The sequence below is a fragment of the Flavobacterium sp. TAB 87 genome, from assembly GCF_001529295.1.
Taxonomy (GTDB): domain Bacteria; phylum Bacteroidota; class Bacteroidia; order Flavobacteriales; family Flavobacteriaceae; genus Flavobacterium.
Map to the genome: position 1 here is coordinate 1 of NZ_LLWK01000014.1, position 9,304 is coordinate 9,304.

A 9,304-nucleotide genomic window follows, 5' to 3' on the forward strand; every position below is an offset into this window, starting at 1 on the left:
TACCATCGGCACTTTATGCTTTTAATGTTGGCGAGCAAACCTTGAAAATAAAAAACACATCATACTAAAATGCCATAGGTCAGCTATTAGATTTTTTGCTTGACAATTGTGGCAACGATAAAGTATTGCTACTTTACAAAAAACTATGCCGATATTATTGGGAAATCGCCCATTAGAAACTTCTTTCTATATACTGTCTTACAGAGAAAAGTGGGATCAGGAAACCGGTGTAGACAAAATTCAGCAAATTAGACAGCTTAGAAACACCTAGACATCAATTCTTTAATTCTTTAAAAACAATGAATATTCAATATTGTTCCGATCTGCACTTAGAATTTTTAGATAACCGTAAATGGGTTTTGGATAATCCAATTGATCCAAAAGGAGACATTCTTATTTTGGCTGGAGATATTGTATTGTTTAAAGAAATGCACCAACATCAAAAATTCTTTGATTATGTTTCTGAACATTTTGAGCATACTTTTTGGATACCTGGCAACCATGAATATTACAATTCTGACATTACCAAAAGAAGCAGTTCATTCGAGGAACAAATAAGGCACAATGTTACTCTTCTAAACAATACTGTAAAAACCATAGACGGTGTACGGTTTGTGTTTTCAACTTTATGGTCGCAAATTTCAACCGAAAAACAATTTATTATTCAACAGTCTCTTTCTGATTTTCGAGTAATTCGAAATAATGAAAAACGGCTCACAGTGGATGATTATAACCAAATCCATAGTGAATGTAGGCTGTTTTTGGAAGAGACATTGAAAAATAAAACTAAGATCCCAACGGTTGTAATCACACACCATCCTCCAACATTTATGAACTATCCTGAGAAATATGCCAATAGCACCATAAATGAAGCATTTGGTACAGAAATGTTCAATTTTATAGAAGATAGCGAAATTGACTACTGGATTTACGGTCACCATCATTGTAATGTATCCGATTTTACTATTGGAAAAACAAAGCTGGTTACTAATCAATTAGGCTATATTAAATACCATGAGAATGAATATTACAGAAATGATGCCGTTTTCTCAATATAAAAATTAGAAGTTAGTTTGTAACTTGATTAATTTTGTTTTAAACACCATGCACTAAAATATGTAGTAGTAATTTTGTCGCAAATATTTACTATTTACGCGTCAAACAACATATGAAAAAAATTAATTAAAAAATTAATTTACTAAGAATTAACAAATTAAAAAACGCCAAGAGGGGCCGCTAAAAATAGAAGTAGGATATCGGGGTATTTTGTAACAAATTTGGCAAAAATTTGTTACAACTTTAAAGTTAAAAATGAAGAACAGTTGGACAGCTACTCATCTTCCATTAATTTAACAGTTACAGTACCTACTAAATTATTTCCCTTGGTAACCAATTGAGAAAAACAATCATTTTTGTCAATTTTTGAAACACGTAAAAATCCTTCTAACATAGTACCTTCAGGTAATAAGCCTTCAAAAAAAGGAGATAAGGATTTATAACAATATTTTTTATGGCTTACAGGCATGGTTAACGATACTACTTCGCCTTCATAGTTTTCATCATACTCAAAATGATACTCGTTTGAAGCTATTTCAGTCAAAATCCCAGCTCTTTTTCCGTGAACGAATACGATAGCTTTCCTCATGATTATTTAGCTAGAGTTAAAAAAACATAAACAAAATTTTTTATGTTTGTGTTATGAATTCATTAATACAAAAATGCAAAGGTATCCATCCTGGAATTGTATTGGAACGCTTACTGAACAAAAAAGCGATTTCACAACGCGCTTTTGCTCTTTCCATTGGAGAACACCCACAAACCTTAAATACAATTACAAAAGGCAGAAGAAGACTTAATATTGCTTTAGTATTGAAGATTGAAGAGAAACTAAACTTAGAAGAAGGCTCTCTTCCTTTGCTTCAAACTTATTATGACATTAAAGAACAAAAGAGCAAGTCAAAACAAAACACTCCTGACTTAAAACTCTTAAGAAAAGTTCTGTTTTGGGATACAGATTTTGATAAAATTGATTGGCAGGAACAAAGTACAGCGGTCATTATAAGAGTGTAGGAACGAGGAAATGATATTGAAAAAGAAGAAATCAAACGTTTCTATAAAAGTGAAATAATTATCACCACGCTTGAGCAAAATACTCGTAAGCCTTACACCATTTATACTAATAAAGAAAAAATATAATGCAACTGACCGAATGAAAGGAGCATTAATAGACCATACAAATGGTTTTCAATTTGAAAACTATTTGATACCTTTGACCAATGAATATAATCAGTAGAAACACCATAATTTATTATACTCAAAAATACCCAATTGCAAAAAATCAATTATTAATGTGGTATAGCGAAGTTTCTAAAAGGGATTTTGACAATTTTAATGAATTAAAGGAAGTTTACGGAAATGCATGTTTAGTAAACAATCAAAGAGTCGTTTTTAATATCAAAGGAAATGATTTTAGACTGGTTGTTTCATTCAACTTTAGACGAAGAACCTGCTATTCCATTTGGTTTGGAATACACAACGAATATGATAAAATCGATGTCGAAACCATTGAATTTGACGAAAAATTATAGCACTTAAAAACTGGAAGAAATGAACTGGAAAGTAATAAAAACCGAAGCAGAACATAAAATAGCTGTAAAGCGTGCAATGCAAATATTTCACGCAGAACCCGACACGCCAGAAGATGAGGAACTAGGTGTTTTACTTATTTTGATAAAAGATTTTGAAGATAAAAATTATCCTTTGCCCGAATTGGATGTCTTGGAAGTTATTAAAATAAAAATGCAAGAAATGGGAATGAAAAACAAAGATTTAGAACCTATTATTGGGAGTAAAGGACACGTTTCAGCAATACTTTCTGGCAAGCGAGAAATTACGCTAAAAATGGCTCAAAAGCTTAAAAACTATTTTAATATTCCAGCAGAAGCCTTTTTTCATAATGCGTAAAACAGTTTAATTGTGGATTCATGTACACAAATCGTTTTAGGTATTGCCGTTGCAGAAGTATGTGCGGGCAAAGCGCTCAAAAATAGGACTTTTTTGTATGGTGCTATATTGGGAACAATGCCCGACCTAGACGTCCTCGTCGGTTTATTTATGGATACTGTAAACGGCGTGATGATTCACCGCGGCATCAGCCATTCTTTATTTTTATATGTGATATTGTCGCCGTTTTTGGGCTGGCTAATTTCAAAATTCGAACATAAAAAAATCAGTTTTAAGACCGCCACTTCAATGGTTTTTTGGTGTTTATTTACCCACGTTTTGCTCGATATGTTTACCTCTTGGGGCACCCAAATATTATGGCCGGTCGAGACTCGATTCGCCCTAAAAACCATATTCGTCATCGATCCGCTATACACAATTCCCTTGTTAATCAGCGTAATAATGGTTTGGCGAACAAAGGACTTATTGCTGCGTAAAAAATACATTCTACGAGGCTTAATCATAAGCAGCAGTTATTTGTTGCTTTCGTGCGGAATCAAATTATATGCGCTAAATCAATTTGAAAAAGCGCTTATAAATCAAGGAATTACCTATTCTGAGATCATTGTAAAACCCACCGCTTTCAATCTTATTTTATGGAACGCCAATATTGCGACCGCCGATGCGTACGTATTGGGCGATTATTCGCTTCTTGACAGTCAACCAATTTCGTTTGTTCGATACGCCAAAAACCCAAATTTGGAAGCTGAACTCAACGGGAATTCGGATTTCAAAAAGCTTGAAAAAATAAGTGAAGGTTGGTATATAATATCAAAAAAGAATGGCGCGCTCTACTTTAACGATTTGCGTTTCGGACTATTAAATGACACGCCAAACAATCCACAATTCGCCTTCAGTTATCAATTTAAGGAAACGAACTCTGAGTTGAAAGCCGTTGAGGTTCCTAAAGAAAAGCGGGATGGTAAGAGACTGCTTCAAAAAATATTTACTCGTTTAAAGGGCAATTAAAGTCATTTAATATTGATGCTGCCAATTCAGGCTATCCACTTCAAGTCCGCAGTCACCGTCCATAAAAACATAAACCCAAAACGAGCTTCCGCTGGTCGCTGTTTTGGGTTTTGTTTTTTAAGGCCGCTTTCCTTTGCGGGCTTTTCGCTGCTATCCTGGGCAGGGGAGAGGTGTTTTACCTCAAACCCTAATACTAGTACTAAAATGGGTAGTACATCAATACAGTCTCCTGGTCTTGCGCTTTGCTACAATTGATATAGTGACTTTACCAAGCATCGAATTGCAAAGTTATTCTATCTTAACAATAAAAAATTCACTTCTTCTGTTCAATTGATGTTCGGCCTCTGAACATTTTACGCCGTCTCCGCATCCATTTACTAATTTACTTTCTCCATATCCTTTTCCAGTTAATCGATTGGCTGCTATTCCGTTTTTGATCAACCATTTTATAGTCGATTGTGCTCTGTTTTCTGACAAAATACTATTGTACTTAGCAGTCTGTCTGCTGTCTGTATGCGAGCGAACGTCAATCTTCATCTTTGGATATTGCTGCAGTACTGCTAGAATTTTCTCTAGGTGAAAAGTTGCCGCTTTTGTGATTGCCGATTTATCTAAATCAAAATAAATAATCGGTATGTCTAATGTTTTAGCTAAATCTGTTCCAATTTCTATTGGTTTGATTCGCTTCTCTAAGGCAATTTTAAGCTTTGTTTTTCCAGTAGATTGCTCTATTGTCACTGGTATTTCTTTCGTTTCAAATTCTTGCTTGGCAGCTCTTACATAATACGATTTCCCGCAAACTACCTGAAAAAAATACCGTCCATCTGAGCCTGTTTTTATCTCTTCTAGTTTAGTGAAGTTTTCGTCTAGTAAAGTGACTATAGCTGTTTCCAACAGTTTATCTGTTTCAAAGTCAGTCACTGTTCCGATTAGGTATTGTTCGCAAACTAATTTTTTAGTCTCCGTAAAGCGGTAAATGTCATCGTAGCCATTACCATTATCTCTGTTTGATGAGAAAAATCCGTTTTTTGTTTTACTATCGATTACAAAAGCAAAGTCATCTTGCTTAGTATTAATTGGAGCGCCAATATTTTGAATTTCTCCAAAACCTCCGTTATTATTTATAGTAGAAACAAAAACATCAAGACCACCTAAACCAGGTCTTCCATCGCTTGAGAAATACAATTCGTTATCAGAAGAAATAAAAGGAAAAGTTTCTCTTCCCTCCGTATTGATGGTTTTTCCAAGGTTTTTTGGACTTCCAAAAGTTCCATTTGCATTTATAGTGACACTAAACAAATCAGATTGACCTAAAGTTCCAGGCATATCTGACGCAAAATATAAAGTTTTTTCATCTGCACTCAACGCCGGATGTGCAACACTGTACTGGTTACTGTTAAACGGTAGTTCGGTAATGTTGGCCCATTTTCCATACATAAAATTAGCTTTGTAGAGTTTTAACAAAGTGATTTTTTGATCATTTTTTCCTCTTTTACCTTCTAAGAAGTTGTTTCTAGTAAAATACATCGTACTGCCATCCTTTGTGAAAATGGGAGTCGATTCATTAAATATCGAATTGATTTTTTTTTCAAATCTTTTCGGCTTACCAAGAGTTCCATCTGCCTCCAATGGTGCAGAGTACAAATTTGTAAATGATTTATTAGTCCATTTAAATGTTTTTCTAGCTACACCGCCCGTATCTCTTGCCGAAGCGAATACCAGTTGGTTCTTATAAAAAGCACTTCCGTAATCAGAGTAGGGGGAGTTGATACCTGCATCAGCTATTTCAAATCGTCCTGAATTTAATTTTATTTGCTCTAAGTAATTTGTATTTTTAGCAAACAATATTCCTCTAGAATCCGTTTTTGTCTTTTGATTGAAAAGTGCTAGCATCTGATCTGCTTTCCTGTAATTCTCAACTGCTTTTAAAGCTTGTGCATACCGATAATAGTATTCTGGTTCCTGTTGTGGATTCATTTCAAAAAGAGCAGTATACCATTTTGAAGATCGTGCTAGCTCTCCATTAAAATAATAGGCATTTCCTAATCTCTGAAACATTTGTTCGTCTTTATAACCTTTCTCCGCTACTTTCTCGTACGTAGTAATAGCGTCGATGTAGGCATATTCTTGATATTTACTATCTGCAGTGGAGAGGGTACCGCTTTGTGCAATTCCACTTACTGCCAGAAGAACGAGACAACCCGTATAAAGTAATTTTTTAATTTGCATAATCGTAGGTTTAGAAGAATCGAGGTGAAGTTATTCGGCTGTAGTTTTTTAAGAATTCGAATCGTAAGAAAATTTCGTGAGACCCCGAGTTATAGTTGCTTAAATTGGTAGTTTCTTTATCATATCCATAACCAATAAACAATCCATCAGTGACTTGAAAACCTGCCATAGCACTAACAGCAGCGCTCCAACGGTAAGCAACCCCTACAGTAAATTTATCATTGAACATAAAATTTCCAGAAACATCTACTTGTAAAGGTGAGCCTTCAATCATTTTTGTTAAAAGCGCTGGTTTAAATTTAATGTATTCGTAACGATCTAGATTAAATACGTAACCTGCGATTAGATAGTAGTTAATTTTATCTTTAAAAATAGCAACATCAGCATCACTATAACGATCCGTTTCTATAAAATTTGGTATCGAAAGACCAATATAAGCTTTGTCAGAATGCCAATATATTCCAGCTCCAATATTAGGAGAAAATTTACTTGAAAAATCTTGAAACTGAGGATCTCCTTGGCTTTCAGGATTCAATTTATTGATGTCTAAATTAAATAGATTCGCGGTAGCTTTAAGACCGAAAGAAAGCTTAAAATCAGGTGAAGTTGGAACAGTATAAGACAAATCTGCAGAGAAAGTATTCTCGTTCGTTGGTCCAATTTTATCATTAATCACAGAAACACCTAGCCCGATATTACTATTGGTGATCGGAGTATTTACTGAAAAGCTACTGGTTTCTGGCGCGCCATCTAATCCGACCCATTGTGTACGATGCAATCCAAAAATGCTTAAAGCTCCTCTTGATCCTGCATAGGCTGGATTTATATTGATAGTATTGTACATGTATTGTGTAAACTGAGCATCTTGTTGTGCAAACAATGCACTTGAAGAAAACAGAAACAACAAAATAATTTTTTTCATAATTTTAATTTTAAATATGGACTCATTGGTTGTAACGTTGAGTCCATATTATTTTACTTTGTTATATATAAATAGCCCGCTTTTTGATTTGCTTTTAAACTGCTATCCTTGTATTTCAGAACATAGAAATACGTTCCAGCTGGTAAACCACCTGTTTCTTTTATAGTTACTCTTCCTTCAGAAAATCCTTTGAATACAACATTTACATTATCGTAGTTGCTTTTTTCAAAAATCAATACTCCCCATCTGTTGTAAATTTCGACAGTATTATCAGGATAACATTCAATTCCTTGAATATAGAATCTTTCGTTCGTGTTGTCTCCGTTTATTGACAAAGCGTTGAATATCTTAATTACACAACTTTGAGAAGGAAGAACAGTTGGATAATCTTTGATTGCATCTTTATAATCCGAAGAATCGTCTACTTGAATTCCAGAGTTGGTAAATCCAACTACTGTTGCTTGACTGGAGATAGTACCTTTATTAATGTCATTCTGAGTTATAGTGTAATTGGCACTAAATGAATTAATGTCAATTTGATTAATTCCTAATGTGATTGGTCCTCCAAGTATGATCAAGCCTTCTAATGAATCTGTAATTTGTATGTTTTGCAAGGTAGTATTTCCTGTATTGGTAACGGTAAACGAGTAGGTAATGGTCTCCCCTGAATCGACAACGCCATTTCCGTTTTCATCATTAAAGGTCACAGTTCTTACCAATGTGATAGCAGGTCTTTCTATAAAAACAGAAACTTTTGCTGTTGCACAATTAGTAGTATTTGCAATTTCGCAAATTTGATAATCGAATGTATAGGTTCCTCCGGCAGTATTGGGTGCTACATCTAAAGTTCCGTCAGCATTTAAAACTATTCCTTTTGGAATGTTATTCGAAACTAAGGTGATCTGCGACGGATTAATCGTGGCTCCGTTCAAATTATCATTGCTTAGCACATTTAAAAATGCCACTGCGCCGTTGATTCCGTCAACCGTTACCAGACCATCGTTATTTGCATTGATACCTGGTGCTTGAACAGTCACTTTTACTGAAGCTGAACTGCAATTTGATGGATTTAATTTTTCACAAATGGTATACTCAACAGTATAATTCCCTGCAGGAGTATTGGCATCTACTGTAATTGTTCCGTTTGGATTCAATTTAATTCCAGTTGGATAAACACCTTTTGGAGTTAAATCAACTTCTGATGCAACTACTGGTTGTCCGTTTAGCGTATCATTCTCTAAAACAGAAGTTGTAGTGTTTCCACCATCTTTCCCGTTGATTGCCGCTGGCGTATCTTCATTTGCTTTGATTACTGCCGCTTTAACCACCACAGTTACTGAAGCTGTACTACAATTTGTTGAATTTAATTTTTCACAAATTGTATACTCAACAGTATAATTCCCTGAAGGAGTATTGGCATCTACTGTAATTGTTCCGCTTGGATTCAATTTAATTCCATTTGGATAAACGCCTTTTGGAGTAAAATCAACTTCTGATGCAACTACTGGTTGTCCGTTTAGCGTATCATTATCTAAAACAGAAGTTGTAGTGTTTCCACCATCTTTCCCGTTGACTGCTGCTGGCGTATCGTCATTTGCTTTGATTACTGCCGCTGTAACAACCACTGTTACTTTAGCAGTACTACAATTTGATGGATTTAATTTCTCACAAATGGTATACTCAACAGTATAATTCCCTGTAGCTGTGTTTGGATCAACAGTTACTTCACCAGTTAATTTGTTAAAATTAATTCCTGATGGTAACAGAGTAGTTACTTCCAATTGCAGCTTACTTGTTGATGCAGTAAGACAATTCAAAGAATCATTATCTAATACATTTGAAACTGCAATACCACCTACATAACCATTTACAGTAATTCCTATATCATCATTTGCTATAATTGGTCCAAGTATAGTAATGACTTGAGTACAAGTTGCAGAAGTATTCCCAGCTGCATCAGTTGCAGACCAAGTAATAGTTGTTGTTCCAATTGGGTAATCCGCTGTCAATGCTAATGCATCAGAACGCACTGCTGTAAAAGTAAAGGTAGTCGAACAATTATCAGTAGCCGTTGGATCTGCAATGGTAACTTTTGCCGTACATTTTCCTGTATCTGTATTTTGAGCAATCGCAGTTGGACAAGTAATAACTGGAACTTCTTTATCAGCAATCACTACATCT

9 protein-coding genes are annotated in these 9,304 nt (G+C 34.8%); 5 read left to right on the forward strand and 4 right to left on the reverse strand.

From position 1 onward, the window contains the following. Positions 1-299: 299 nt before the first annotated feature. Complete coding sequence (locus AP058_RS00135; RefSeq protein WP_066305336.1) at positions 300-1,058, forward strand: metallophosphoesterase; 759 nt, start codon at positions 300-302, stop codon at positions 1,056-1,058. Positions 1,059-1,330: 272 nt separating this feature from the next. On the opposite strand, the gene AP058_RS00140 is transcribed toward AP058_RS00135, so the two are convergent. Then, the gene (locus tag AP058_RS00140; RefSeq protein ID WP_066305347.1) at positions 1,331-1,645 is read right to left on the reverse strand and encodes a HipA N-terminal domain-containing protein; all 315 of its coding nucleotides are present in this window, start codon (positions 1,643-1,645) and stop codon (positions 1,331-1,333) included. Between the two features lie 53 nt (positions 1,646-1,698). Here AP058_RS00140 and AP058_RS00145 point away from each other — a divergent pair, with 53 nt between their 5' ends. From AP058_RS00145 to AP058_RS00160, 4 genes are all read left to right on the forward strand, one after another. Beyond that, positions 1,699-2,070: a helix-turn-helix domain-containing protein gene (locus tag AP058_RS00145; RefSeq protein WP_231739439.1), complete on the forward strand. Its 372-nt coding sequence runs from the start codon at positions 1,699-1,701 to the stop codon at positions 2,068-2,070. Positions 2,071-2,276: 206 nt separating this feature from the next. Further along, positions 2,277-2,588 carry a type II toxin-antitoxin system HigB family toxin gene (locus tag AP058_RS00150; RefSeq protein WP_066305350.1) on the forward strand — a complete coding sequence of 104 codons (312 nt, stop codon included), beginning with the start codon at positions 2,277-2,279 and terminating at the stop codon, positions 2,586-2,588. A 19-nt stretch (positions 2,589-2,607) separates the two neighbouring features. After that, on the forward strand, positions 2,608-2,964 hold the full coding sequence (locus AP058_RS00155) for a type II toxin-antitoxin system HigA family antitoxin (protein WP_066305354.1): 357 nt from the start codon (positions 2,608-2,610) through the stop codon (positions 2,962-2,964). Positions 2,965-2,976: 12 nt separating this feature from the next. Further along, positions 2,977-3,972: a metal-dependent hydrolase gene (locus tag AP058_RS00160; RefSeq protein ID WP_066305356.1), complete on the forward strand. Its 996-nt coding sequence runs from the start codon at positions 2,977-2,979 to the stop codon at positions 3,970-3,972. A gap of 288 nt (positions 3,973-4,260) precedes the next feature. Here AP058_RS00160 and AP058_RS00165 read toward each other — a convergent pair whose 3' ends face one another. From AP058_RS00165 to AP058_RS00175, 3 genes are all read right to left on the reverse strand, one after another. Continuing rightward, the gene (locus tag AP058_RS00165) at positions 4,261-6,201 is read right to left on the reverse strand and encodes an OmpA family protein (protein WP_066305358.1); all 1,941 of its coding nucleotides are present in this window, start codon (positions 6,199-6,201) and stop codon (positions 4,261-4,263) included. A 10-nt stretch (positions 6,202-6,211) separates the two neighbouring features. Then, positions 6,212-7,123, reverse strand: coding sequence for a type IX secretion system membrane protein PorP/SprF (locus AP058_RS00170; protein ID WP_066305360.1), 912 nt, complete (start codon positions 7,121-7,123; stop codon positions 6,212-6,214). Positions 7,124-7,176: 53 nt separating this feature from the next. Beyond that, the coding region (locus AP058_RS00175; RefSeq protein WP_157492508.1) for a gliding motility-associated C-terminal domain-containing protein at positions 7,177-9,304 on the reverse strand (2,128 nt) is incomplete at its 5' end.